This window comes from Stenotrophomonas sp. YJH_SMC_91 (assembly GCF_059368495.1).
Genome location: NZ_JCAFRT010000004.1, coordinates 263,088 through 288,788, shown reverse-complemented (window position 1 = coordinate 288,788; position 25,701 = coordinate 263,088). Strand labels below are relative to the sequence as shown.

Genomic DNA, 25,701 nt, shown 5'->3' with positions numbered 1-25,701 from the left:
CGTGAAGCCACGCTCGATCACCTGCTTCACCGCCTCTGCCCGGAACTCATCCGTGTACTGCTTGCTGTTGCCCATAAACACCTCGGTCATTGCCATCAATTATGGCAACCGGATGTCTACGAAAGGCTGGCCGGTCCAAAGGAAGTCGTGGACAAATTCGCCCCCAAGGTGAAGGGCCGCCTGCTGGTTTTCTTCCCCGGCAGCTACGAGGACAACAATTACCGCTTGCTGGATGGGTACGACGGCTGGAACTACCTCGCCGTACCGATCACGGCAGACAAAGAAATCTGAACAGGGGGAAGCACATGCTCAACCGCGACATCTATCAAAAGGACCCGTCGACCCGAAAGCTGGTCAATGAGGGCGTGGCCAGTGTCAACGACGAGAAAACCAATCAGGCCCTGTCCGTCTTACGGTACGAGCTCGAAACCTTCGTCTGCGATGGCCAGTACGAAAAGGGTCTGGAGCACATCCTCGACGTCTATCTGAAGAACATCGAGCAGGCCGAGCAGCCTGCTGTGTGGGTCAGCGGCTTCTACGGCTCAGGCAAGTCGCACCTGGTCAAGATGCTGCGTGCACTCTGGGTCGACAGCGAATTTGACGACGGCGCCACCGCGCGGGGTATCGCGAACCTGCCACAAGGCGTGAGCGACCAGCTCAAGGAACTCAGCACCCAGGCGAAGCGCCACGGCGGTCTGCATGCAGCGTCTGGCACGCTGGGCTCCAGCTCGCGCGACAAGTCCGTGCGCATGGCCCTGCTGGGCATCCTCTTCAAGTCCGTCGGTCTGCCGGAGCAGTACCCGGTGGCGCGCTTTGTCATGTGGCTCCAGCATGAAGGCATCTACGACGCCGTGCGGGTGCACGTTGAGAAGAGCGGTTTCGACTGGAACGAAGAGCTCGACAACTTCTACGTTGCCGAGGGCCTGCATGAGGCCCTGGTCAAGGCCAAGCCCAACCTGTTCACGTCGCCAGCGTCCTGCGTCGAGACGCTGAACAACCTGTACCCCTATGTGCAGGACGTCTCCAGCGGCGACATGCTCAAGGCCATTCGCCAGGCGCTGACCCGCGACGGCAAGTTCCCTCTCACCCTGGTGGTGCTCGACGAGGTGCAGCAGTACATCGGCGAAGACAGCCAGCGCTCCATCGACGTGCAGGAAGTGGTCGAGGCCTGCTGCAAAAACATCGGCGCCAAGATGCTGTTCATCGGCACCGGCCAAACCGCTGTCACCGGCACCTCCAACCTCAAGAAGCTCGAAGGCCGCTTTACCGTGCGCGTCGAGTTGTCGGATGCCGATGTGGACGCGGTAATCCGCAAGGTCATCCTGGCGAAGAAGCCCGAAGCCAAGGAACCGGTCGAAAAGGTGATGCAGACCAACCTCGGCGAGATCTCCCGTCATCTGGCCGGCACCACCATCGGGCATCGCGGCGACGACACTCCTTTCTTCCCGCAGGATTACCCCATCCTGCCGGTGCGCCGCCGCTTCTGGGAGAGCACCCTGCGCGTGCTGGACCAGACCGGCACCGACAGCCAGTTGCGCAACCAGCTTTCGATGATCCACAAGGTCATCCAGACCAACCTGGACGCGACGGTCGGCAGCGTCGTGCCCGCCGACTACCTCTACTTCGACGCAGCTGACAAGCTGCTGCAGTCGCGCATCCTGCCGCGCAAGGTGCATGAGAAGACCATGGTCTGGGCCAAGGGCACCAACGACCAGCGCCTGATGGCTCGGTCCTGCGGCCTGGTGTTTCTCATCAACAAGCTCGCCAGCAGCAACAGCGAGATCGGCATTCGCGCCACCGTCGACACCCTGGCCGACCTGTTGGTGGAAGACCTCACCCATGGCTCCAGCGCGCTGCGCAGCAGGCTTCCGAGCGTGCTGGACAAGTGCGAGCTGCTGATGAAGGTGGGTGACGAATACCGCATCCAGACCGAGGAGAGCGCCGCCTGGAACGACGAGTTCCTGAGTCAGCGCAACAACCTGGCCAACGAAGCCCACCGGGTGGATGCAGAGCGGGACGACCGCATCCGCAAGAAGTTCGGCGAGATGGTGCGCAAGCTGTCGCTGACCCAAGGCACGTCCAAGGTCACACGCGACATCTTCCCGGTGTTCGACGCGCAGTTGCCGAGCGACGCTGCGGAGAAGATCTGCGTCTGGGTACGCGACGGTTGGAGCATCGACGAGAACTCGGTCCGTGCCGACGCTCGCCAGGCGGGCAACCAATCGCCCACCGTGTTCGTGTTCATTCCCAAACGCTCGGCCGATGACCTGCGCCATTACCTGATCGACTTCAAGGCCGCCAGCGCCACGCTGGACAAGCGCGGCGTGCCCAACACCGCCGAGGGCACCGAGGCGCGCTCGGCTATGGAGACCACCAAGCAAACTGCTGAAGGCAAGATCCGCGAACTGCTGCAAGAGGCCTTCTCGGGTGCCCGTGTCTTCCAAGGTGGCGGCAACGAGATCCTGGGCAACGACCTTCAAGACATGACACTGGAAGCCGCCACCAACGCGCTGCAGCGGCTCTACCCGCAGTTCCACATCGCCGACCACGCAGGTTGGCCCAAAGTCTACGAGAAGGCACAGAAGGGAGCGCCGGATGCCCTCAAGAGCGTGGGCGACGACGGTGAGCCAGCCAAGAACCCCGTCTGTAAAGCCATCCTGGCCTTCATTGCTGGCGGCAAGAAGGGCATCGACATCCGCAAGAACTTCGAAGGCGCCAACTACGGATGGCCTGGCGACGCGGTGGACGGTGGCCTGCAGGTGCTGCTGGTGGCCGGGCTGATCCGTGCCCAGGACGACAAGGGCCAGACCATCGACCCGAAGGACCTGGAGCGCAAGGTCATCGGCAAGACCATGTTCAAGGTCGAGTCGGCCACGGTGTCAGCGGCGCAGCGCATCCAGATCCGCAAGGTGCTGCAAAAGGTCGGCCTCACCGCCAAGCAGGGAGAAGAGCTGGCCCACGTGCCGCAGTTCCTGGTCAGTGCGCAGGAACTGGCCAACCGCGCCGGGGGCGACGCTCCGCGCCCGGCACGCCCTGCGACCACCACACTGGAAGAAATCCGCCTGACCGCCGGTAACGAGCAGCTGCTGGCCCTGTACAACCAGCGCGATGAACTCAGCGCCGCCATCGACGCCTGGACGGATCTGGCCGAGCGCATCGACAAGCGCATGCCCGCTTGGAACACGCTCAAGCGCCTGCTGGCCCAGGCCAATGGGCTGTCGGGCACCGAGGTCTTGGTGGCGCAGGTCACACACCTAGAACAGCAGCGCCAGTTGCTGGAGGAGCCCGATCCCGTCACGCCCCTGGTGGCCAGTCTGACGCAGTTGCTGCGCGACGAACTGAACCGGCTGCACGCCGACTACCAGACCCGCCACAAAAACGGCATGGCGCGCCTGGAGGCCGACACCAACTGGAAGCAGCTGGAGCCCGAGCAGCGCAACAGCCTGCTGGCCGCCCAGAAGCTCACCCTCACCGATGCACCCAAGGTGCAGGTGGCCAACACCGACGAAGTGCTGGCCACGGTCGAGCGGCTCTCGTTGGGGTCGTTCGCCGACCGCGTGGCCGCCATCGACTCGCGCTTCGACGCCGTGCTAGTGGCTGCCGCGGAGTTGATGGAGCCCAAGGCGCAGTTCGTCAAGCTGCCCCACCGCACCATCAAGACCGACGAAGACATCGAGGCCTGGCTGCAGGATGCAAAGCAGACCATCGCACAGGCCCTGAAAAAAGGCCCGGTCATCCTTCACTGAGGCCTGATTTCCCATGATGCAAGCACTCGACAAAGACCTGCGCGGCGCGCTGGAGAAGACCGTCAAAGCGGCCCGCACAGTCGCTGAGACTGCTGCGCATGCGGCGGTAGAGCAACTGGGCGTTGGCCACGACAAGCCCGAAGCCTTTCTGAGCGACGCTGAGAAGGCGCTGCGCAACCGCCTGCGCACCCACGGCAAACAGCTCGGAGACGCCCGTGATTCCAAGAGCCCCAACCCGACCTATGGCAAGCAGGAGGTGCAGCGCCTGGTGCAAGAGGTGGCCTACCAGCACTGGCACCGCATGCTGTTCGCGCGCTTCCTGGCTGACAACAACCTGCTGATGTACGACGGCGTGGCTGTCACCATCGAAGAGTGCGATGAGCTGGCCCCGGACGAAGGCGCCAAGAGCGGCTGGGAGTTGGCCAGCAAGTTGGCCGCCCGCATGCTGCCGCAGGTATTCACGCCTGGCTCGCCAGTGTTCGAGCTGACCTTTGCGCCCGAGCACCAGGGCGAACTCGAACGGCTGCTTAAGGACTTGCCGGATGCAATCTTTAAAGCCAGCGACAGCCTAGGTTGGGTTTACCAGTTTTGGCAGGCCAACAACAAGGAGCGCATCAACAAGTCGGAAGTGAAGATTGGTGCCGACGAGTTGCCCGCCGTCACGCAGCTCTTCACCGAGCCGTACATGGTGGCTTTCTTGCTGCACAACTCGCTCGGGGCCTGGTGGGCTACCCGGCACCCGGGCAAGCCATGTCCGGTGAAACTGGACTACTTCCGCACCCTAGAAGACGGCACGCCTGCTGCCGGCAGTTTCGACGGCTGGCCCGATTCACTGGCCGACTTCAAGCTGCTGGATCCGTGCTGCGGCTCGGGCCACTTCCTCGTCGCCGCGTTTTTGATGCTGGTGCCGATGCGCATGGCCGCCGAAGGCCTAAGCGTGCGCGAGGCGGTGGACCGCACGCTGGCGCAGAACCTTCACGGCCTGGAGCTGGATGCCCGCTGCGTGGAGATCGCGGTGTTCGCTGTGGCGCTGGAAGCCTGGCGCTATCCGGACGAGAGCGGTCAGCCGCTGGGCGTGCGCGAGATTCCCAGCCCGCATATTGCCTGTTGCGGATTGAAGGTGGCCGGCAAGGCCGAGGACTGGCAGGCACTGGTGCCGGACGATGCCGCGAATGCCAATGCCTTGCGCGAAGGTCTGGCTCGGCTGCATCAGCAGTTTGCGCAGGCGCCGCTGCTGGGTAGCCTGCTCTCGCCAAGCCGCCAGAAGGGTGACTTGTATAGCGCCGACTATGCGCAACTGGAACCGCTGCTGTTGGCGGCGCTGAAGCAGGAGAGCAGTGGTGAGGAGGCCGGTGGGCGGCGCGAATCGGCGCTCAGTGCGCTGGGCCTGCTGGATGCCGCGCGGCTGCTGGAAGCGCGTTATCAGTTGGTAATTACCAATGTGCCGTATCTGGCGCGCGGCAAGCAGAGTGAGGCGCTGAAGGACTATTGCGAAGCCCATTACGCGGCGGCGAAGAACGACCTGGCCAATGTGTTCCTGGAGCGTTGTCTGGAACTGTGTGGGGATGGCGGCGTGGCGCAGATCGTGATGCCGCAGAACTGGTTGTTCCTGAACAGCTACAAGAAGCAGCGCGAGTCGCTGCTCAAGCGGGTGCAGTTCAACCTCATTGCTCTGTTGGGGGCCAAGGGGTTCCAAACCCCAATGTGGGATTTCAATGTTCAGTTACTAACCCAGACCCGCGTCACACCATCACACGGTTTTCAGCTTCGTGGAGTGGATGTCAGTGCTCCGAACGTGGTGCAGAAGAAGGCGGCGTTGCTGCGCGAAGGTGAGCTGGTGGAAGTAAGTCAGCATGCTCAGCTCCGTAACCCGGATGCACGTATCGCGTTCGGCGAGAATGATGACCTGCCTTTGCTGAGTCGATATGCAGAGGGCCTTGTCGGTCTCCAAACCAGCGATGATCCAATGTTCGTTTGTGGCTTCTGGGAGCAACCGCAGGTTGATCGTGCTGTTTGGGAGTTGATGCAAAGCACTCCCGATGAGTTTAAGCCGGACGCCGGCAGTTCGTGGCTTGTTCGCTGGGAACAGGGTAAGGGACTTTTGTTGTCATTGCCGACGGCGTATCCAACAAAGGGATTAAAGGCGCTTGGTAGAGCTGGCGTCGCCGTTCATCGCATGGGGCAGTTGTACCCCTATGTGTATGCGAAGGAGCGATTCCACCAGAACGTTGCGGTTATCGTCCCTAGCAAGGAAGCCCACCTCCCCGCTATCTGGTGCTTCTGCTCCTCGTCCGACTACAACGAAGCCGTTCGCCAAATCGACCAAGCGTTGAAGGTCACCAACGCCACGCTGGTCAAGGTGCCGTTCGATCTTGAGCGCTGGGAGCAGATCGCCGCCGAGTGCTATCCCCACGGCCTGCCGCAGCCCTATTCCGACGATCCTATCCAATGGATCTTCCACGGCCATCCCTGCGGCTCGGTGGTCTGGGACGAGGACGCGAAGCGCACCGCCGGTGGCCCGCTGCGCGCGGATGCCAACGTGCTGCAGATCGCCGTCGCCCGCCTGCTCGGCTACCGCTGGCCGGCGGAAACCGATGCCGAGATGGAACTGGCCGACGAGCAGCGCGCATGGGTCAAGCGCTGTGAAGCGCTGGCCGCGCATGCCGATCGCGACGGCATCGTCTGCCTGCCGCCGGTGGGCCGGGAAAAGCCCGCCGCCGATCGCCTGCTAAACCTGCTCGCCGCCGCCTACGGCCCGGCCTGGAACAACGACGTGTTAGCCCGGTTGCTGGCCACGGCCGGCCACGCCGGCAAGTCGCTGGAGAGCTGGCTGCGCGAAAAGTTCTTCGCCCAGCACTGCGAGCTGTTCCACCAGCGCCCCTTCATCTGGCACATCTGGGACGGCCTGCGCGACGGCTTTGCCGCGCTGGTGAACTACCACCGCCTCGATACCAAGACCTTGGAGGCGCTGATCTACACCTATCTTGGAGACTGGATCAGCCGTCAGACCCGGAATCTGGCTGCAGGGGTAGACGGTGCTCAAGAGAAGTTGGCTGCCGCCGAAACGCTCAAGAAGCGCCTGGAGCTGATCCTGAAAGGTGAGCAGCCTCACGACATTTTTGTGCGCTGGAAGCCGTTGGACCAACAGCCCATCGGCTGGGACCCGGACCTCAATGACGGCGTGCGTCTGAACATCCGTCCCTTCTTGTCCGTGCCGGATGTCAGCAAGAAGGGCGCCGGCGTCCTCCGCGACCGCCCCAAAATCAAATGGGACAAGGACCGCGGCAGCGACGTGCCGTCCGCGCCATGGTACGACTTGGGACCCAAGTACGGCGGCAAGGTGGGCGACCGGATCAACGATCACCACTTGAGCTTGGCCGAAAAGCGAGCTGCCAGAGAAAAGGCCAAATGATCAAGTCGGTCAACAACTACCCCGTCTCGCAGCTCTTCGACATCGAAGCAGGTGTCGTCTACGCGATCCCACGCTACCAGCGCGAATACACCTGGAAGATGGATCAGTGGGAGTCGCTCTTCGATGATATCGAAGAGAACCACCCCGGGTACTTCCTGGGTTCGATCATCTGCATCAATCAGACCACCGACACCCTGGCGGTGCAGCGGCTGGAGGTGGTGGACGGCCAGCAGCGGCTGACCACGCTGTCGCTGCTGTTCGCGGCGCTCTACCAGTCGCTGAAGCGGCACGAGAAGGACCTCGACGACGATCAGCGCGTGGAGCTGATCAACCTCAAACGCAAGTTGGTGCTGAAGAAGGGCGACGACCAGCTGCGGGTCATCCCGCAGATCCAGAACAACAACCAGAACGACTACTGCGCCGTCTTGTCCGACGTGGGGGTAATCAGCTCATTCGATACGCCAGCCTACGCCGGCAACCGGAAGATCTATCGCGCCTTCCGGTACTTCCAGGCTCGTATCGAAGAGATGGTTGACGGCGAGAACGATCGCCTGGTGTCGATCATGGCCTTCCTCGACAAGGTGAGCCAGGCCTGCCTGGTGAAGATCGAGGTGGCCAGCCACGCCGATGCCTACACGCTGTTCGAGTCACTCAACAACCGGGGCATGCCGCTCACGGCCATCGACCTGATCAAGAACAAGCTGCTGGCACGGCTCGAGACCAGCGAGCCCGGCAAGGTGGACCATTACTTCGACGTGTGGAACAAGCTGCTGGGGTATCTGGGCGACGACTACAGCGTCCAGGAGCGCTTCTTCCGGCACTACTATAACGCGTTCAAAGACTCGTTGAACGTCCCGTTTCGCAAGGACGACGACAAGAAGAAGGACCCTCTGGGCCCGGTTGCCACAAAATCTAATCTGATCCAGATCTACGAAAAACTGATCAACCAGGACGCCAAGCACCACCTACAGGCCATCCGCTCCGCTGGCCAGCTGTATGCACTGATGCTGGCCCGGAACACCGACGAGGCCTGGGCGCCGCTGGACAAGCCGCTGAAGGACCTGGACCGCATTCAGGGCGCTCCGTCTTACCTGCTGATGCTGTACCTGCTGGTGCGGCGCGAGGCGCTGGGCATCGACGTGGCCCAGCTGAAAGAGATCGCGCGGCTGCTGGTCTGCTTCTTCGTTCGACGAAACCTCACCGACACGCCTCCGACCCGCGACCTGACGCGGCTGTTCATGGCCATCATCGACAAGGTGGCAGGGCTGTCAGGATCCGCCGTGGTAAAGACGATTCGCGACGAGCTGCTGGCGGTGTCGGCCAGCGACGAGACTTTCCGCAGCAAGCTGGAAGGCGCCATCTACGAGGAGAACGCCGGGGTCACCCGGTTTGTGCTGTGCGCCTTGGCTGAGCAGAGCATGACCAAAGAGACCTGGGTCGATCTGTGGAAGTACGAAGGCAAGCTCTTCGTATGGACCATTGAGCACATTTTCCCGCAGGGCGACAACATTCCCACGTCTTGGGTGACGATGATCGCGGGCGGAGACGAGAGGAAGGCCAAAGCCATTCAGGAAACGCATGTCCACAAGCTGGGCAACCTGACGATCTCCGGCTTCAACAGCGCGCTCGGCAACAAGAGCTTCAAAGAGAAGCGCGACCGCAGCGACAGCAAGGGCCGTGAGGTGGGCTACAAGAACGGGCTCAAGCTCAACGCCGAATTGGCAACAGCAGAGGCGTGGAGCGTGGCGCAGATCGACGCGCGGACGACCAAGCTTGTGGGCCAGGTGATGGGGCTCTTCGCCCTGACGGAAGGCCAGCCATGCGCGTGATCGAACATTTGGTCAAGACCCTGCGTGACTCGGCGATCTTCAACCCCGAGGTTCAAGTCTCGCCATCGTGCATCTTGTGGCCTGACAAAGATCGCCAGTGGGAGGCAGTGATCCCGCGCCTGCAGAGCGAGCTGGCGGAACTGCTGGTGCTGGGGGACTACGCGCCCGAGAACCGCACTGGGCCGGCCATCTGGCTGCGCTGCGTGATTGCGAGCAAGGCGCCCGATGTCACTATGCCAGCCGACCGCGTGCCGGTGTTCTACCTGCCTGGCGTCAGCCGCCAGGACCTACGGGCGATCGAAGACTGCCCGGACCTCTTGAAGCCCTTGGCCGAGCTGCAGTACCGGGGCGTGCTCTGGTCGCAGGCGAATGCCAAGGACTGGACCATCATGGCCTTCCTGAAGTCCGACCAGGGGGGCATGGGTCTGGACGTGGCCCAGGACAACGACGCCAAGAACGCCATGCAACTGGCGCTGTACCGGCTGCTGGACGAAGAGCTCGAGCGGTTGAAGGGCAAGCGGCTGGACAAGAACTACTTCAACACCCTGCTGACCGGCGGTGACCCGGTGCGCGACTTGCTGCAGTGGCTGGATCTGGGTGACGCGTTCCAGACGACGCGCGGCGCCAACGAGTGGAAGGCCTTTGTGGAGGTCTGCAAGTCACAGCTGGCGTTCAACCCCCAGGCCGATGGCGTTCTGGCGGGTGCCAGCAAGTTGGCGACGCGCGAGGGACCCTGGCATTCAGTGTGGGAGCGGTACAGCGAAGCACCGAAGCGTTACCCCAATATCCCGAACCGAATCCGCCAGTGCAAGCCGCCCACCTTCGATCTTTTTGTCACCGCAGATTTTGCTGGCGGCTGGCCGCAATGGAACGAGGAGCAGGAGCAAAGGCTCCGGCGTGATCTGATGGGCCTAAGAGATCTACCTGCGCACGAAGCCAGGAAGCGGTTGCTGGAGTTGGAGAAGGCGCATGCCCCCCGTCGTGAGTTGGTGTGGGCCGAGATGGGTGAGGCGCCCCTGGCGCTAGCCGCCAAGCATCTGGCCGTAGTGGCGGAGGTCACCAAGACAGCGCTGGTGGCCGGCTCGGTCGCCGACTTGCAAGCAGGGTATGCGACAGAAGGATGGCGTGCCGATGACGCAGTGCTGGCTGCCTTAGCGTGCGTGGACAGGGCGGCGGACGTGGATGCAGCGACAGTAGCGATACGGACAATCTATCTGCCCTGGCTGGAAGAGTCTGCACGCTATCTACAAAAGCTAGTCGACGGTTCCGCATACCCAGGTGGACGAATAGCAGAAGCGCCAGCCTTTTATAAAGTCGGCGGGCAATGCGTGCTGTTTGTTGACGGCTTGCGCTTTGATACCGCTCGCCGCCTATCGGCAGCGTTGGAGGCACGCGGCTACCAGGTAGCGGAGGCCATGAACTGGACGGCCTTGCCCAGCGTGACGGCTACTGGGAAGGCGGCAGTTTCTCCTGTTCGGAACTTGATCGGCGGTTCCGACGATTGCGATGACTTCGAACCTCGCGTCGCAGCAACCGGCCAAACCTTAAAAGGTGGCTACCACCTGCGGAAGCTGTTGAACGACAACCACTGGACGGTGCTGGACCGTACCGAGAGCGGCAATGGTCAGGGGAACGCGTGGTGCGAATTCGGTGACATCGACAGCGAGGGGCATGAGCGTGGCTGGAAGCTCGCCAAGCACATCGACGCACTTCTCGCAGAAATTGTGGAACGTATCGGCGCCTTGCTGACTGCCGGTTGGACCAGCGTTAGGGTCGTGACCGACCACGGCTGGCTCCTCATGCCAGGCAAGTTACCCACGATTCAGATGTCCAAGGACCTCACCGACAACAAATGGGGGCGCTGCGCCTCGATCAAGCCCGGCGCTTCCACCGGTGAGCGCTTGTACCCCTGGTTCTGGAACCCCCATCAGCAGTTTGCACTGGCCGACGGCGTGAGCTGCTATGGCAAGTCCGTTGACTACAACCACGGCGGGTTGAGCCTGCAAGAGTGCCTGACCTTGGATCTGGTGGTGACTCGGAGCGGGGGCGCTTCGGCCAAACAGGTGGCCGAGGTCACCGACATCGCCTGGAAGGGTTTGCGCTGCACGGTGGCCGTGGACGGCCAGTACGCGAATCTGTCCCTGGACATTCGCACCCAGGCGGGCGATCCGGCTTCCAGCGTGGTCGTGAGCGTGAAGCCGCTCAAGGACAACGGCACCGCATCGGCGGTTGTTGAAAACGAAGAACTGCAAGGCCGTGCGGCGTTTCTGGTCCTGCTCAGTGCGACCGGCGAGCTGGTGGCCGAAGCAAACACCGTGATCGGCGGAGGATGACGCATGATTGAACTGGATCAGATAGACAAGAAAGCCGCCTCGGTACTGGACGGTTACCTGGTCCGGAAAGACTTGGTCCGCACCTTCAGTCGCCAGTTTCCGGTCCCCACCTACGTTGTCGAGTTCATGCTCGGGCGTTACTGCGCCAGCACGGATCAGGAAGAGATTGACGAAGGGCTGGAGATTGTTCAACGCCAGCTCAAGTCCCGCACGGTGCGGGCCGGCGAGGAAGAGCTGTTCAAGGCCAAGGCTCTGGAGACCGGCGAGGTGAAGATCATCGACCTCGTGACAGCGCGCGTGGACAACAAGGGCGAGTATGTCGCGAGCCTGCCAAGCCTGCGCCTGACGGATGTGCGGATCAGCAGCGAACTAGTCAACCAACACGAACGCATGTTGACCGGTGGCTTCTATGCCGAGCTGGGCGTGACGTTCGACGTGGCGATCGCGCAGGAGGCCAAGGGGCGTCCGTTTGGGATCACCTCCTTGCGGGAGATTCAGCTATCGAAACGCGACGTGCTGGAGACGCTGTCCAAGGCACGTGCTGAATTCACGAGCGAGGAGTGGAAGTCGTTTCTACTCCGGTCCATTGGGATTGAACCGACTGGTTTGAACGAACGGCAGAAGAACGCGCTGCTGCTGCGAATGGTGCCGTTCGTCGAGCGCAACTACAACCTGGTGGAGCTCGGTCCGCGCGGCACGGGCAAGAGCCATCTGTTCCAGCAGGTTTCGCCTTACGCCCACCTCATCTCAGGTGGCAAAGCCACTGTGGCCAAGATGTTCGTGGAGAACACAGCCAAGGGCCGCCGGGGCTTGGTGTGTCAGTACGACGTGGTCTGCTTCGACGAGGTGTCAGGCATTTCCTTCGACCAGAAGGACGGCGTGAACATCATGAAGGGCTACATGGAGTCCGGCGAATTCAGCCGCGGCAAGGAGAGCATCCGCGCGGACGGCAGCATCGTCTTGGTCGGCAACTTCGACGTCGATGTGGAACACCAGCAACGCGTGGGGCACTTGTTTGGGCCCATGCCGCCGGAGATGCGTGACGACACCGCCTTCATGGACCGCATCCATGCGTTCTTGCCTGGTTGGGACGTGCCCAAGATCAACAAGGACCTGGTCACCAATCACTTCGGGCTGGTGAGCGACTTCCTGTCCGAGTGCTGGAGCCAGCTTCGGAACCAGAGCCGGGTGAGCGAGTTGCAGAACCGCGTCTTCTTTGGCGGCGCCCTGTCTGGCCGGGACACGAACGCGGTCAACAAGACGGTCAGCGGCTTGCTGAAGCTGCTGTACCCAAGCGCGGATGTACCGGTCCCCGACGAAGACCTGGAATGGGCCGTTCGAATCGCCATGGAGGTCCGGCGCCGCGTCAAGGAGCAGCAGAAGCGGGTCGGTGCCGCCGAGTTTCGGAACACCCATTTCAGCTACGTCATGGGTGCCTACGGCGTCGAGAAGTTCGTCTCCACACCGGAGCTCCAAAGCGACAACAGCATCGGCGGCGACCCGCTGGAGCCAGGACAGGTATGGACCATCAGCCCCGGCGGCGGGGAGGAGAACTCCGGCCTCTACCGCATCGAGGTCAACGAAGGCCCCGGATCGGGCTTGAAAGTTCTCAACAAGCCCATTCCGCCCGCGTTCCGCGAGAGCATCGGCTTCGCCGAGCAGAACCTGTACGCCAGGTCCATGCAGTTGGTTGGCGACAAGGACCCCAGACAGCACGAGTTCACGGTACAACTTCGGGCTTTTGACGCCGCCAAGTCCGGCGCAAAGCTCGGCGTGGCCTCGTTGGTGGCCTTGTGCACGTCGCTCTTGAAGCGAAGCGTGCGCGGCGGCTTGATCATCGTTGGCGAGATCAACCTCGGGGGCTCGATCGAACCGGTTCACAACGCGGTCACGATCGCCGAGATCGCCGTTGAGAAAGGCGCGACGTCGCTGCTGATGCCGGTGGCGTGTCGGCGCCAGCTGGTCGACTTGTCCGACGACATGGCGACCAAGATCGACATCCAGTTCTACTCCGACGCCCGCGACGCGCTGTTGAAGGCCATGGCCGAGTGACCCACGGTAAGCGGTTAACAGAAATGCCCGGCGGCTGCCGGGCATTTCTAGTCGCTGGTCCGCACTTACCGCCAAGTAAGGTTTCGCGACCTCGAGAACATCTTCATGCAGTTAATGAACGTGGTTTTGCCGCCGCAAAGCTCGATCAGTTCCCGTTGCTCCATGCGTAGGAGGGCCGCGCGAAGGCGGTTGCTAGGAATGCCCAGCAACAAGCCGATGGGCTCCGTAGGAACCTCCTTGTAGTCGGTTTCAAAGCGGAAGATCTTCAGGTGCTCGATAACGGCCGCCACGTCTGCCTCCTGCTGAGGCAAAGGCGGCGGCGGGACGAACACGAGCTCGTACTGAGTGGCATGCCAGGAGACAAGCGCCCAGGCGCGCTGGAGGCAAGAGAGCGAGACATAGTGGGTTTCGCTTTCCCAGACATGCAGCACTGCAGCCAGGCGGGCGGTCAGATTGAGCATCTTCGAGACGAAGTCTGCGATATGCGCGAGCTGCCCGAACTTGAGATTGTTGGTGATGCGGCACAGTTCGTCCCAGTAGCCCAGGGCGTCAGGTGCGAACACGAGTTCGATGGGTGCGATGCCACCGGTTTCCTGGTTGTCCCGATGTAGGTCGTAAAGCTCCTTGAGCGCCTCGTGGAGGTCCGAGAGCGCCTCGTCGTCCCCATTGGCGCGAGCATACTGGTTGCCCATTGGCAACGGTTGCGCAACGCAGACGAGGAGGCGCGAAAAGAAGCCGAGTTTGACGGCTTTATGTTCGTTATATTCGTTGCGCTTGCACCGAGGACGGAACGGGGTGATTGCTGCGGACTGCGCCAGCAGACCAAACGTTCCCCGCGGATGGCTGGCGTAAAGATGCTTCTTCTTCTCGCGTCGGTACTCCAATGCCTTGCCGTCAATCAGATCGACCATGTCAGATACGTGACGCATCAGACTGGAGCTAAGCAGCTTGTCGCCTTCGTCGGTGATGAAGTCAACGGCTTCGTACTCGCCGTCCAGCTGGTGGAGCAGGCTTTCCAGGTCAAGGTTGCTAGCCAGGCGTGGACGATGTTTTGGGTTCACCGAAGGCGTCCGGTTCAGCTCGGCCAGCGTGGCGAGGAATTCTTGCGCCGAATCGTTTTTCCGCAGGCAGCGCGCGATCTCCGCCTTCAGCAGCTTGACGTGGAATTTTGTTTCGTCCGAAGCCGCGTTCGCTTCGATCGTTGCGGCCTCGTACCGCGCGAAGTTTTCCTTGGCATGGTCCTTGAGCGGCCGGATCAGGAGCTCATGCACCGGACTCTTGCTCCCACCGACATCAGCGACGCACAGGGTGCTCACGCCAATCGGGATGGGCGTCCAGTTGGGCGGGATCACCGTGTAGAGGGGCGCCACTGCCGAGGACAGGATCGACAGCAGGTGCGTCCGCACCATGCTCGGGCAGGCCTCCTGGACCTTGGCGCACACGGCGCGCGCGGCAGCTTCGGCCAGCGGCGGGAGCATGCTGAAATTGGGGTCCTGAGCTCGAAATGTGTGGAATGGGGCGAGCATGTTCATGCTGCCGCCCCATCGCGGTGACCGCTAAGCGCGGCTGCCAGTGGGTGGGGGTCTTCGTTCGTTACCGGGTCATCGCTCTCGTTGGCCGAAGCATCTACTTCGGACTTGGCCAGACGCCCCCGCAGCTCCTTGAGCTTCGCCGGATAGAACTTCTCACGTAGGCCCAAGGAATTGATCAGTTCGATCAATTCCTTGTCGCTGATGCCATCCGCCTTGGCGGAAAGGATCTGCGGTTTGATGAGCGCCAGGAGACGCTCGATGTCCTTCTTGTCTTTAAGGGTCTGGTACGCCGCGATGAACTGCGCGGCCATTTCGTTAACGTTGCTGGGTGGCATGTGCTTCTCCTCCATTGGACTTGCCGGAATGGCGGTCCTGAGAAGGCATGCTGAGCAGATGCGGAGACGTTGAATAAGGAGCGGATTTCCCCGGAGTCGTCGAAAAACCGCGACGGAAATTCAGCCGAAGGCTGCGCGGCAGATCAGTGGCGGGGGAGGATTGCCAACACCCCTTTGGGTGAAGCCCCGTCTGCACGAGGTGGTGCCGTACTGCCTCCCCCCAGCTCCGCTGGCCGGTGCTGCACAACACCTCACAAGGGGCCCCAACCGTAGCCAATGCGCTGTGGCATACTGGATGGCATACTGGAGCGAGCAGAAAAGAACTAAGCCCCTAGAAATTAGGGGCTTAGTTCAATTAACTGGCGGAGAGAGGGGGATTCGAACCCCCGAAGCGCGGTTTAGACGCTTACACACTTTCCAGGCGTGCTCCTTCAACCACTCGGACACCTCTCCGGATCCCTGCCATCGGCAAACGCCTCAGCAGGGGCGCAGATTCTAGCGGGCTGCGCGGCACTTCACAAGCACCCCGGCCAGGAACCCGCGAAAGATGTGCCGGAGGCGAGGGGGCTGGACAGGCATGGCACAATGGAACATCCGATGGAAAACGGTGGCCTGATGTCCTATCTCGTCCTTGCCCGCAAGTGGCGTCCAAAGCGTTTTGCCGAGCTGGTGGGCCAGGAACACGTGGTCCGTGCGCTCAGCAACGCGCTGGACAGCGGCCGGGTCCACCATGCGTTCCTGTTCACCGGCACCCGCGGCGTGGGCAAGACCACCATCGCGCGCATCTTCGCCAAGTCGCTGAACTGCGAACAGGGCACCAGTGCCGATCCCTGCGGCCAGTGTGCAGCCTGCCTGGATATCGACGCCGGCCGCTACATCGACCTGCTGGAAATCGACGCCGCGTCCAACACCGGCGTGGACGACGTGCGCGAGGTGATCGAGAACGCGCAGTACATGCCTTCGCGTGGCAAGTACAAGGTCTACCTGATCGACGAAGTGCACATGCTGTCCAAGGCGGCGTTCAATGCGCTGCTGAAGACGCTGGAAGAGCCGCCGGAGCACGTGAAGTTCCTGCTGGCCACCACCGATCCGCAGAAGCTGCCGGTCACCGTGCTCAGCCGCTGCCTGCAGTTCAACCTCAAGCGCCTGGACGAGGACCAGATCCAGGGCCAGATGACCCGCATTCTGGCGGCCGAGGAGATCGAGGCCGACGGCAGTGCCATCGTGCAGCTGGCCAAGGCCGCTGATGGCAGCCTGCGGGACGGCCTGTCGCTGCTGGACCAGGCGATTGCCTATGCCGGCGGCGCGCTGCGCGAGGACGTGGTGCGTACCATGCTGGGCACGGTCGACCGCACCCAGGTGGCGGCGATGCTCGATGCGCTGGCTGACGGCGATGGCCCGCGCCTGCTGCAGGTCGTGGCCGCGCTGGCCGAATTCTCGCCGGACTGGAGTGGCGTGCTGGAAGCGCTGGCCGAAGGCCTGCACCGCATCCAGGTGCAGCAGCTGGTACCGGGTGCGGCCGTTGCCGAAGGCCTGGATGCCGCCGCATTCGCCGAGCGCCTGCGCCCGGAAGTGGTGCAGCTCTGGTACCAGATGGCCTTGAACGGCCGTCGTGACCTGCCGATGGCGCCGAGCCCGCGCGCGGGCTTCGAGATGGCCGTGCTGCGCATGCTGGCGTTCCGCCCGGCCGCGGCGGTCCCGCCGGTGCCGAAGTCGGTGGAGGGGGCAGGCAATGCGCCGGGTGGCAATGCTGCCGGTGGTGGCACCCGTGCGGGTACCCACGAAGCGACGCCGGCGACTGCCGCCGCTTCGGCAAGCCCGGCCGTGGTGGCGCAGGTGGCCGCTCCGGTGCAGGCCGCGCCGCGCGAACCTGAACCCGAACCTGAGCCGGCCCCGCAACCCGAACCGGACCCGACGCCGGAGCCCGAGCCGGTTCCGGTGGAAGAGCCGGTGTCACCGCCGCCGGTGAAGGCCGAAGCAGCGGCGCCGCCGTCCGTTGAAACAGAAGTGGGCGACGACCTGCCGCCGTGGGCCACCGACGAAGCCGAGGCACGTGACGAGGCGCTGGCGGCCGAGATGGCTGGGCCGGAAGCTGCCATGGTGGCGCCCTGGCATGAGCCGCCGGCTCCCGTCGCGGCTCCCAGCGAGCCTGCACCGCCCGAGCGCCCGTTCCGCACTGAAGGCATTGCCATCGCGCCGGTCGAGCCGGCGCCAGTGCAGGAGAATGCGCCGCTGGAAGGTGTGAGCGACCTGGCCAGCGCCGAGGACTGGCTCGATCTGGTCGCCAACAGTGGCCTGAGCGGCCCGTCGCGGCAGCTGGCCGCCAACGCTGCCTTCATCAGTTGCCAGCACGGGACCTTGAAACTGGGCCTTTCGCCCGGATTTGAATACCTGCGCTCGGAGCGCGCGCTGGCCGCCCTGGGCGAGATGCTGGAGAAGGCCCTCGGCCAGGCGCCGAAGATCGTGGTCGAGACCGTGGAAACCGAACACGTTCCGGCCGAGACCCTGCACCAGCGTGCCGACCGCCAGCGTAGTGAGCGGCAGCAGGTGGCAGAGGCCGTTTTCATGGACGACCCGGAAGTGCAGGTGCTGATCCAACAGCACGGTGCCCGGGTTGTTTCCGATTCCATCCGTTCTTTTGACGAGTAAGACACCATGCGCGGAAACATCGCACAACTGATGCAGCAGGCCCAGAAAATGCAGGAAAACCTGCAGAAGGCCCAGGAAGAAATCGCCAAGATCGAAGTGACCGGCAGCGCCGGCGGCGGCATGGTCAGCGTGACCCTGACCGGTGCCAAGGAATGCCGCAAGGTGCGCATCGACCCGTCGCTGACCAGCGACCCGGAGATGCTGGAAGACCTGATCGCCGCCGCCTTCAATGATGCCTCGAACAAGATCGATGCCGAGTCGAAGTCGAAGATGGGGTCGGCCACCGCCGGCATGCAGCTGCCGCCGGGCATGAAGCTGCCGTTCTGATTTCCCAGGGGGCGCCTGCCGCTGCAGGTGCCCGCTCCAACCCTCGGTCGAGCATGGCTCGACTCTACAGACAGCTGTCGAGCGTGCTCGACGCCATGAAAGCATGCCGCCGTGTCCGCACCCCTGCTTGAACAATTGATCGACGCATTGCGGGTGCTGCCTGGCGTCGGCCAGAAGACTGCACAGCGCATGGCCTATCACCTGCTCGAGCGCGAGCGCGAAGGTGGCCAGCGTCTGGCCGAGACACTGGCATTGGCGGTGGAGCGAATCGGCCACTGCGTGCAGTGCCGCGATTTCAGCGAAACTGAGCTGTGCCCGACCTGTGCCAACGGCAGCCGCGAGCGCAGCCAGCTGTGCGTGGTCGAATCGCCGGCCGACCGCCTGGCCATCGAGAACGCCACCGGCTTCCGCGGTGTCTACTTCGTGCTGCAGGGGCGGCTGTCGCCGCTCGATGGCATCGGCCCGCGCGAGCTGGGCCTGGAGCAATTGGAGCGACGGTTGGCCGAGGGCGAGGTGCAGGAGCTGATCATCGCCACCAGCGCCACTGTCGAGGGCGAGGCCACCGCGCATTACCTGGCGCAGCTGGCGCGCGCACGCAAGGTGCAGCCGAGCCGTTTGGCGCAGGGCCTGCCACTTGGCGGTGAACTCGAATACGTCGATCGCGGCACGCTCTCGCACGCGTTCGGAACGCGCAGCGAATTCCGCGATTGAATGCCGGCCGGGCATCCCCCGGCGCGGCCGGCCTACAATGCGGATGACATCCCCGCCGAGGCCGACCATGAGCAACGAAACCCTCTTCAGCAAGATCATCCGTCGCGAGATCCCGGCCACCATCGTCTACGAGGATGACGAGGTGCTGGGCTTCAAGGACATCGCACCGCAGGCACCTGTGCACGTGCTGTTCATTCCGAAGAACGAGATCATTCCGACCCTGGATGACCTGCAGCCGTCGCAGGCGCACCTGATCGGCAAGCTGGCGCTGGCTGCCGCCGAGTACGCGCGCCGCGAGGGCTTCGCACAGGACGGCTACCGCATCGTGATGAACTGCCGCGAGGATGCCGGGCAGACCGTGTTCCATATCCACATGCACCTGCTGGCCGGTGCACAGCTGGGGCATTTCGGTACGCCGGGGCGTTGAAGGTCCTGTCCACGCCATGCGTGGATGAAAAAGGCCGCCCGAGGGCGGCCTTTTCCGTCACGCGTGCCGGTTGGCGATCACCACCAGCCCCAACGGCCGTAGCCACCCCAGTACGGGCCATACGGGCCCGGGCCCCAGGGGCCATAGGGGTAGGGCACCACGTCGACCTGACGCTGTTCCGGCCACAGGTAGATCACATCGGCCGACAGCTTTGGCAGGCGGTAGTCGTAGTCCCCGATGCGGGTGTTCTGGTAGCCATCGATCTTGCCGATGAAGGTCACGTCACGGCCTGCTTCAAACACGGCCGGGTCGTAGAAGCCGGCGCGGCAGGCGATGAAGCGGCCGTCGCTGGCGTCGGACGAGGTGGTGTTCGGGCGGCCACTGCCATTGAGCGGGCGCGAGATGATCTGGAAGCAGGTCTCGCCCTGGCCGGGCTTGGTTTCGATGATGCGACCGCCCCAACGGACCGGCGTGCCGACCTGCTGGGTAGCGACCGAGTCGCGCGGGGAGACCAGGCTGAACTGTCCCTGCAGCGGCTTGGGGGCCGTGGCGCAGGCCGACAGGGCCAGCGTGGCCACAGCGGTGAGAAGGAACTTGGTGTTCATGGGGAGGCTCCGGAAGTCGGGCGATGCCTGCGCAGGTCCCGCAATAATGAAGCGAGGTCGGTGCAAGTTCCAGCGTAGCGCGCGTCGGCGAAACGCTGGCTGAGTGCGAGCAGGGCCGGGTCAGGGCGCTGCCGGTGCACCCGCTGGGCCCAGTCCTGTGCGGTTTCGTGCGGTTCACGGGCCAGGCCGAGGCGGGCGTAGCGCCGTCCGAGCCGGTGCCAGGCGCGCAGCAGCGGGTCGCGTTCGCGCTCGCCACGGGCCAGCAGCCAGGCCATCCACGCCAAGGCCAGCATCGTTGCCACCACGAAGCCAGCGACAAGTTGCGTGGGGCCCAGATCATCCAGCCCGAACGGCGTGAGCAGTTGCTGCTGGCGGCGTGCATCGAACGAGAGCACCAGGTCGTTCCAGCCGCGGCGCAGCCAGTCGCCCATCTGCCCCAGCTGCTGCCAGCGTTGCTGCAGTGGCGTGTCCGTACCGGCCTGCAGGCGGTCGTCCAGTGTGTCCAGGATGCGTTCCGGTGCCACGGCTGCGGTCGGGTCAACCCGTACCCAGCCGCGCTGCGGCAGCCATACCTCGGCCCAGGCATGGGCGTCCATCCGCCGCACGATCCAGTAGTCGCCAAGGCGGTTGTAGGTGCCACCGGCAAAGCCGGTCACCACCCGTGCCGGGACGCCGGCATTGCGCATCAACACCACGAAGGCCGAGCTGAAGTGTTCACAGAAGCCGGCCTTGTAGCCGAACAGGAACTCGTCGATCGGGTCGCGCCCTGCCGCAGGGGTGTCCAGCGTGTACGAGAAGTCGGTGGTGATCCACTGCAGCGCGCGGCGCACGATGGCCTCGTCATCGCTGCCAGCCTGCTGCCGCCATTGCTGCGCCAACGTGGCGGTGCGCGGGTTGAAGCCACTGGGCAACTGCAGCGCGGCCCGTCGCAGATAGGGTGACAGCGTGCTGTCGAAGCGTTGTGGTGGCGCCGAATGCAACCGCCAGCGGCTCAGCGACGCCAGTGACCGCTCGCTGCTCAGGCTCATGTCCGCATCCAGCGTGCTGCCTGCAGGCGCGCGGCTGGGCAGGTCCAGTGCCACCAGCTGGCGGCGGTCGGTGGGTTCGTAGTCGATCTGGTAGTCCCAGCCCTGCGTGCCGGCCTCGACCACGGCCGCCGGCCGTCGCTCGCTGGCGCGGTCACGTGTCCAGCGCCGGCCATCGAAGGCGGTCAGTACCGGTCCTCGCCAGTAGCGTTGCATCGGCTCGGGTACCGCGCCGAAGAACTGCACGCGCAGCGCCGGGGCATCGTCGGCCATCAGGTCCAGCCACTGGCCGGGCTCCATGCTGTCGGACAACCCCGGCGTACCCACGGCGCGCTCGGGAACACCCCACAGTGGCGTGGCCAGGCGCGGGAACAGCCAGAAGCAGGCCAATGCCAGCGGCAGGCCGATCGCCAGCAGGCGGCCAACGCCGCGCAGCTGCCCTCGCAAGGGCAGCGGCGCGGCGTGGCCTTCATCCCCGGCCAGCCGTTGCAGGGCGAGCAGCGCGCTGATCCCCGCCAGTGCGGCCAACACCGTGGTCAGTGGTCCTTGGTCGAGCAGGAACGCCGCAAACGGGGAAAACAGCGCGAACCCGAGCAGGCTGCGGGCATCGCGCCGGCTGCGCAGTTCGCTGGACTTGATCGCCAGCATCGCTGCCAGCAGGGCGCAACCGGTATCGCGCCCAGGTCGGACCATCCCCATCTGCCAGGCGATGGCACCGAGCATGGCCAGCACCAGCAGCAGGCGCACCGGCATGGGCAGCACCTTCCGCCACGACAGGACCGCAGTCACGAGCGCTGCGGCCGCGATCACGCCCGCCAGCAGGGGCGGCAACTGCAGCAGCAACGGCAACAGCGCCAACGCCGCGCTGGCCAGGGTCCAGTTGCGGGCATTGCGGTCGAGCGCGGGCGTGGTCTCAGTCATGCGGCATCAATGCCAGTGCACGCAGGCACAGGTGGTGGTGGCTGGCGCCCTGGCCTGGCCCGAACGGCGGGTGTGCAGGCAGCAGCAGGGTGTAGCGGCGGCCTTCGCGCTCGGCCATGTCGACCCATCGCGCCAAACGCGCGATGCGTGCTTCATGGCCCAGCGGGGACAGCGTGCGCCAATCGAGGATGACTTCGATGCCAACCGGCTTTTCGTACTCGCGCACCAGCAGGCTGTCGCGGCGTGCCGAGTGCTTCCACGAAATGCTGCGTGGCGCATCGCCCGCACGATAGGGCCGTAGCTGATGCAGTTCCTCGCCACTGGCATGGGCGCGCGTGTGCAGCGGATCGTTGCCGCTTTCCGGCAGTGCAGGGGCCAGCGCCTCGGGTTGCGGATAGACCAGCAGCGGTTGTTCCGGCCACACCCACGACCATGCCCGCACCAGGCCCAGTGGCTGGGTGGTGGAGAGGCGGATGCGCGGGAGCTCCAGCCAGCCGCGGCGTTCGCTGGGAACGTGCAGCTCCACTTCACCGCGGCCGTGTGCAGGCAGCGAGGTCCAGGCTTCGCTGTCACCCAGCTGCAGGTGCAGGCCGTGGCGTGCGCGCGGATCACGCAGTGACAGGTCCACGCGCAGGCGCAGTGGTTGCCCGGCAGGAACCGGCTCGGCGGAGATCGCGTCGATCTGTACGCCGGACAGCTGCAGGTGCGCGGCGATGGCGCTGGCGATCGCCGCTGCCGCCAGCAGCAGGGCCAGCAGCAACGCCGGGTTGTTGTTGTAGTTCAGTGCGCCCAGCAGCATTGCCGCCAGCAGCGCGGCGACGAACAGGCCGAAACGGGTGGGCAGCACGTAGATGCGATGGCGGTCCAGGCGCTGCGGCAGTGCTTCAGGCCTGCGCGGGCGTGCCAGCAGTTGCAGTCGTGCCCAGCGCGTGGCCACCCTCAATCCACCGCAACGGTCTGCAGGATGGCCCGTGCCAGTGCCGGCCCCGAGCTGGACTCGGCTTCGGCCACGAGGCGATGACCGGCCACCGCCACGAACAGGGTCTGCACGTCCTCGGGCACCACGTGGCCGCGGCCCAGCAGAAGTGCATGCGCCCTGGCCGCGCGCAGCAGCGCAAGGCCGGCACGCGGTGACAGGCCCACGCGCACGCCGGCGTGCTGGCGGCTGCGGGTCAGCAGGGCCTGCACGTAGTCGACCAGTGCATCGCTGGCATGGACCTGGCTGACGGCTTCACGCAGCGCGCGTACCTGGGTGTCATCCAGCTTCGGTACGGCACGTGCGATCAGGTCGCGGCGGTCTGTACCACGCAGCAGTTCGCGTTCGGCCTGCGCACTGGGGTAGCCCATCGCCAGGCGCAGCAGGAAACGATCCAGCTGCGAATCCGGCAGCGGGAAGGTACCGGACAGGTCCACCGGGTTCTGCGTGGCGATCACGAAGAACGGATCGGGCAGGGGATGGGTCTGCCCATCCAGGGTGACCTGCTGTTCGGCCATCGCCTCCAGCAGCGCGCTCTGCGTGCGCGGCGGCGCACGGTTGATCTCATCGGCCAGCAGCACGTGGGTGAACACCGGCCCCGGGTGGAACTGGAACTGGCGGCTGCCGGCCTCGTATACCGAAACGCCCAGTACATCGGCGGGCAGCAGGTCGGAGGTGAACTGCACGCGCTGGAAACTGAGGCCCAGGCTGCTGGCCAACGCATGCGCCAGCGTGGTCTTGCCCAGGCCGGGCAGATCCTCGATCAGCAGATGGCCACCGGAAAGCAGGGCGACGAAAGCCAGCCTGACTTCTGGCACCTTGCCCAGCACCAGTGCGTTTACCTGATCCTGTGCCTCCCGCAGGGCCTGGCGCAGTTGATCGGTTAGCATGCTGGGATTGGGGGACGAGGCTGGCATGATCGTCTCAGGTCTGGAATCCATTCGATTATCCATAGAGCAATGCAGGGCGAACAGCGCGCGCGGACAATATTTCTCTGGTTATGGACGCTGGTCACAGCGGCCAAGCTGGTAGTGGCTGCGCGGCTGCCACTGTTTGTTGACGAGGCGTTCTATTGGCAGGAAGGCCAGCATCTGGCCGCTGCGTATTCGGACCTTCCCGGACTGACCGCGTGGTTGGCGCGCCTGGGTGTGGAGATCGGTGGCCACCATGTGCTCGCGTTGCGCCTGCCGTTCCTGGCCATCGGCGCGCTGCTGCCGTTGCTGGTGGTGCGCACGGCCACGCGCTGGTTCGGCAATGTGGCCGGTTGGCAAGCGGGCAGCCTCACGCTGTTGATGCCGTTGTCGGCGACGCTGGGCCTGCTGGCGGTGCCGGATGTGCCCATGGCACTGGCCGCGGTGATCTGCCTGCACGCCGGTGCGCGGCTGCTGCACAACGTTGATGCATCGTCGGCGATGAAGCTTGCGCTGGGCCTGTCGATCGGTGCGCTCAGTCACTACCGTTTCATCGGTGTCATCGGCGTTGGCTTCATCGCGTTGCTGGCGCTGCCGCAGGGGCGGCGCATGCTGGCCGATCCGCGCGTATGGGTCGCGCTGGCGGTGGGCGTGCTGGCGTGGCTGCCGTTGCTGGCATGGAACGCGGACAACCACGACGCCGGCCTGAAGTTCCAGGTGGTCGAGCGCCATCCCTGGACGTTCGAATGGAACGGGCTGTGGTTCCTGGTGATCCAGCCCATGCTGGTCACCCCGATCCTGTGCATGGCGATGTGGAAGGTGGCGCTGGCCGGTACCCGCAGGGGCGGCGGCACGCGCGTGCAGTGGCGCTACTTCGGCCTGGTCGGGGGCGTATCCACGCTGGGCATCTTCCTGCTGGGCTTCTTCACCGACGTCGAGCGGATCAGTTTCCATTGGCCGCTGCCGGGCTATCTGGCCCTGCTGGTGGCGGTGCCGGTGGTGCTCAACGGCTGGCCACGCTGGCTGCGGCGCACCGGCTGGTGGCTGGCGGGCGCAGGCATGGTGCTGGCGTTCGGCTATTACCTGATGGCCTCCACGCCTGCGTTGCGCGAGCAGCTGGCAGGCAGCAAGTACTACCCGCGCAATTTCGCTGGCTGGCAGCCGTTGGTGATGGCGGTGCGCGAAGAGTTGCAGCAGATGCCGGCGGGCACGCGGGTGCTGGCGGGGAACTTCAAGGTTGGCGCCGAGCTGGGCTTCCAGCTCGGCAATGGCGATATCGAAGTGCTGCCGCATCCGCTCAACGACAAGCATGGGCGCACCGCGCAGCTGGCGCAGTGGGAACTGCTGCATGAGGGCAAGCGCTCGACGCCGATGCTGCTGGTGCTTTCACCCAGCGACCAGCGTTACCGCGATCTGCTGGCGCGCTATCACGCCATCTGCGGACAGGTGGGGCCGTTGCCGGCGCCGCGTGTGGTCAGCAGTGACCATGGCTTCCAGCGTTTCCTGCTGTTCCGGCTGCCGGCGCAGCAGGCGCCCGGGGCGTGCGTGACTCCGGCAATGGCGTGGCTGGATACGCCTTCCAACGGCGAAAAGGTGTCTGGCACGCTGGCGATCAAGGGATGGGCGTTCAAGGATGGTGTCGGCCTGGCACGGGTTGAGGTGCTGGTCGATGGCCGCTCGATGGGGGATGCGCGCTATGGCCGCGCATTCGACGTGCGCCAGACCTGGCCGGACAGCACCGATCCGCAGCATCCTGCGGTGGGCTTCGATGCTTCATTGGACACGAGCACGCTGGCGCCGGGACGGCATTGGCTGGGCCTGCGCCTGCACGGTCGCGATGGCAGCGTGGAGGAATGGCAGGAGCAGCCGTTCGAGGTTCGCGGGCGCTGAGGCGGAGCGCGGTCCAGGTG

The 25,701-nt window shown here is 64.3% G+C and carries 16 protein-coding genes and 1 tRNA gene; 10 read left to right on the top strand and 7 right to left on the bottom strand.

Features of this window, described 5'->3' with window-relative positions:
* Positions 1-101: 101 nt before the first annotated feature.
* From brxC to brxL, 5 genes are read left to right on the top strand one after another with little or no spacing between them, the layout of a single operon-like run.
* A complete protein-coding gene (brxC, locus tag AC5P5X_RS08500; RefSeq protein WP_495215957.1) occupies positions 102-3,746 on the top strand; it encodes a BREX system P-loop protein BrxC in 3,645 nt (1,214 codons plus the stop codon).
* Between the two features lie 16 nt (positions 3,747-3,762).
* A complete protein-coding gene (locus tag AC5P5X_RS08495) occupies positions 3,763-7,158 on the top strand; it encodes an Eco57I restriction-modification methylase domain-containing protein (RefSeq protein WP_423172700.1) in 3,396 nt (1,131 codons plus the stop codon).
* Positions 7,155-8,987 (top strand): DUF262 domain-containing protein, encoded by a 1,833-nt coding sequence (locus AC5P5X_RS08490; RefSeq protein WP_323162879.1) that lies wholly within the window; start codon positions 7,155-7,157, stop codon positions 8,985-8,987. The genes AC5P5X_RS08495 and AC5P5X_RS08490 overlap by 4 nt, the downstream gene beginning before the upstream one ends.
* Complete coding sequence (gene pglZ / locus AC5P5X_RS08485; RefSeq protein ID WP_323162878.1) at positions 8,978-11,320, top strand: BREX-1 system phosphatase PglZ type B; 2,343 nt, start codon at positions 8,978-8,980, stop codon at positions 11,318-11,320. Before AC5P5X_RS08490 ends, pglZ begins: the two co-directional genes overlap by 10 nt.
* A gap of 3 nt (positions 11,321-11,323) precedes the next feature.
* The gene (gene brxL / locus AC5P5X_RS08480) at positions 11,324-13,372 is read left to right on the top strand and encodes a BREX system Lon protease-like protein BrxL (protein WP_323162877.1); all 2,049 of its coding nucleotides are present in this window, start codon (positions 11,324-11,326) and stop codon (positions 13,370-13,372) included.
* Between the two features lie 65 nt (positions 13,373-13,437).
* On the opposite strand, the gene AC5P5X_RS08475 is transcribed toward brxL, so the two are convergent.
* The 3 genes from AC5P5X_RS08475 to AC5P5X_RS08465 form a co-directional block, all read right to left on the bottom strand.
* Positions 13,438-14,904, bottom strand: coding sequence for a YfjI family protein (locus AC5P5X_RS08475; RefSeq protein ID WP_323162876.1), 1,467 nt, complete (start codon positions 14,902-14,904; stop codon positions 13,438-13,440).
* Entirely contained in the window at positions 14,901-15,239 is a 339-nt protein-coding gene (locus AC5P5X_RS08470) for a hypothetical protein (protein WP_252744367.1), read from the bottom strand. Before AC5P5X_RS08470 ends, AC5P5X_RS08475 begins: the two co-directional genes overlap by 4 nt.
* Positions 15,240-15,599: 360 nt before the next feature.
* Positions 15,600-15,692 (bottom strand) — tRNA-Ser (locus AC5P5X_RS08465).
* Between the two features lie 162 nt (positions 15,693-15,854).
* Between AC5P5X_RS08465 and dnaX the strand changes: the two genes are divergently transcribed.
* From dnaX to AC5P5X_RS08445, 4 genes are all read left to right on the top strand, one after another.
* Positions 15,855-17,888 (top strand): DNA polymerase III subunit gamma/tau, encoded by a 2,034-nt coding sequence (gene dnaX, locus AC5P5X_RS08460; RefSeq protein ID WP_165931272.1) that lies wholly within the window; start codon positions 15,855-15,857, stop codon positions 17,886-17,888.
* Positions 17,889-17,894: 6 nt separating this feature from the next.
* Complete coding sequence (locus AC5P5X_RS08455) at positions 17,895-18,215, top strand: YbaB/EbfC family nucleoid-associated protein (protein ID WP_005408298.1); 321 nt, start codon at positions 17,895-17,897, stop codon at positions 18,213-18,215.
* A gap of 111 nt (positions 18,216-18,326) precedes the next feature.
* Positions 18,327-18,926 (top strand): recombination mediator RecR, encoded by a 600-nt coding sequence (gene recR / locus AC5P5X_RS08450; protein WP_005408299.1) that lies wholly within the window; start codon positions 18,327-18,329, stop codon positions 18,924-18,926.
* A 67-nt stretch (positions 18,927-18,993) separates the two neighbouring features.
* Entirely contained in the window at positions 18,994-19,353 is a 360-nt protein-coding gene (locus tag AC5P5X_RS08445; RefSeq protein WP_111188905.1) for a histidine triad nucleotide-binding protein, read from the top strand.
* A gap of 77 nt (positions 19,354-19,430) precedes the next feature.
* Here AC5P5X_RS08445 and AC5P5X_RS08440 read toward each other — a convergent pair whose 3' ends face one another.
* Genes AC5P5X_RS08440 through AC5P5X_RS08425 form a run of 4 tightly spaced genes read right to left on the bottom strand, consistent with a single transcriptional unit; the run spans position 19,431 to position 23,797 of the window.
* Positions 19,431-19,958, bottom strand: a complete 528-nt coding sequence (locus tag AC5P5X_RS08440) for a Slp family lipoprotein (RefSeq protein ID WP_088024728.1) — start codon at positions 19,956-19,958, stop codon at positions 19,431-19,433.
* Complete coding sequence (locus AC5P5X_RS08435; protein ID WP_012479283.1) at positions 19,955-21,904, bottom strand: transglutaminase TgpA family protein; 1,950 nt, start codon at positions 21,902-21,904, stop codon at positions 19,955-19,957. Before AC5P5X_RS08435 ends, AC5P5X_RS08440 begins: the two co-directional genes overlap by 4 nt.
* Positions 21,897-22,841, bottom strand: coding sequence for a DUF58 domain-containing protein (locus AC5P5X_RS08430; RefSeq protein ID WP_043033683.1), 945 nt, complete (start codon positions 22,839-22,841; stop codon positions 21,897-21,899). The genes AC5P5X_RS08435 and AC5P5X_RS08430 overlap by 8 nt, the downstream gene beginning before the upstream one ends.
* A gap of 2 nt (positions 22,842-22,843) precedes the next feature.
* Positions 22,844-23,797, bottom strand: coding sequence for an AAA family ATPase (locus AC5P5X_RS08425; RefSeq protein ID WP_005408304.1), 954 nt, complete (start codon positions 23,795-23,797; stop codon positions 22,844-22,846).
* Between the two features lie 42 nt (positions 23,798-23,839).
* Here AC5P5X_RS08425 and AC5P5X_RS08420 point away from each other — a divergent pair, with 42 nt between their 5' ends.
* Positions 23,840-25,681, top strand: coding sequence for a glycosyltransferase family 39 protein (locus AC5P5X_RS08420; RefSeq protein WP_111188906.1), 1,842 nt, complete (start codon positions 23,840-23,842; stop codon positions 25,679-25,681).
* The last annotated feature ends 20 nt before the right edge of the window (positions 25,682-25,701 follow it).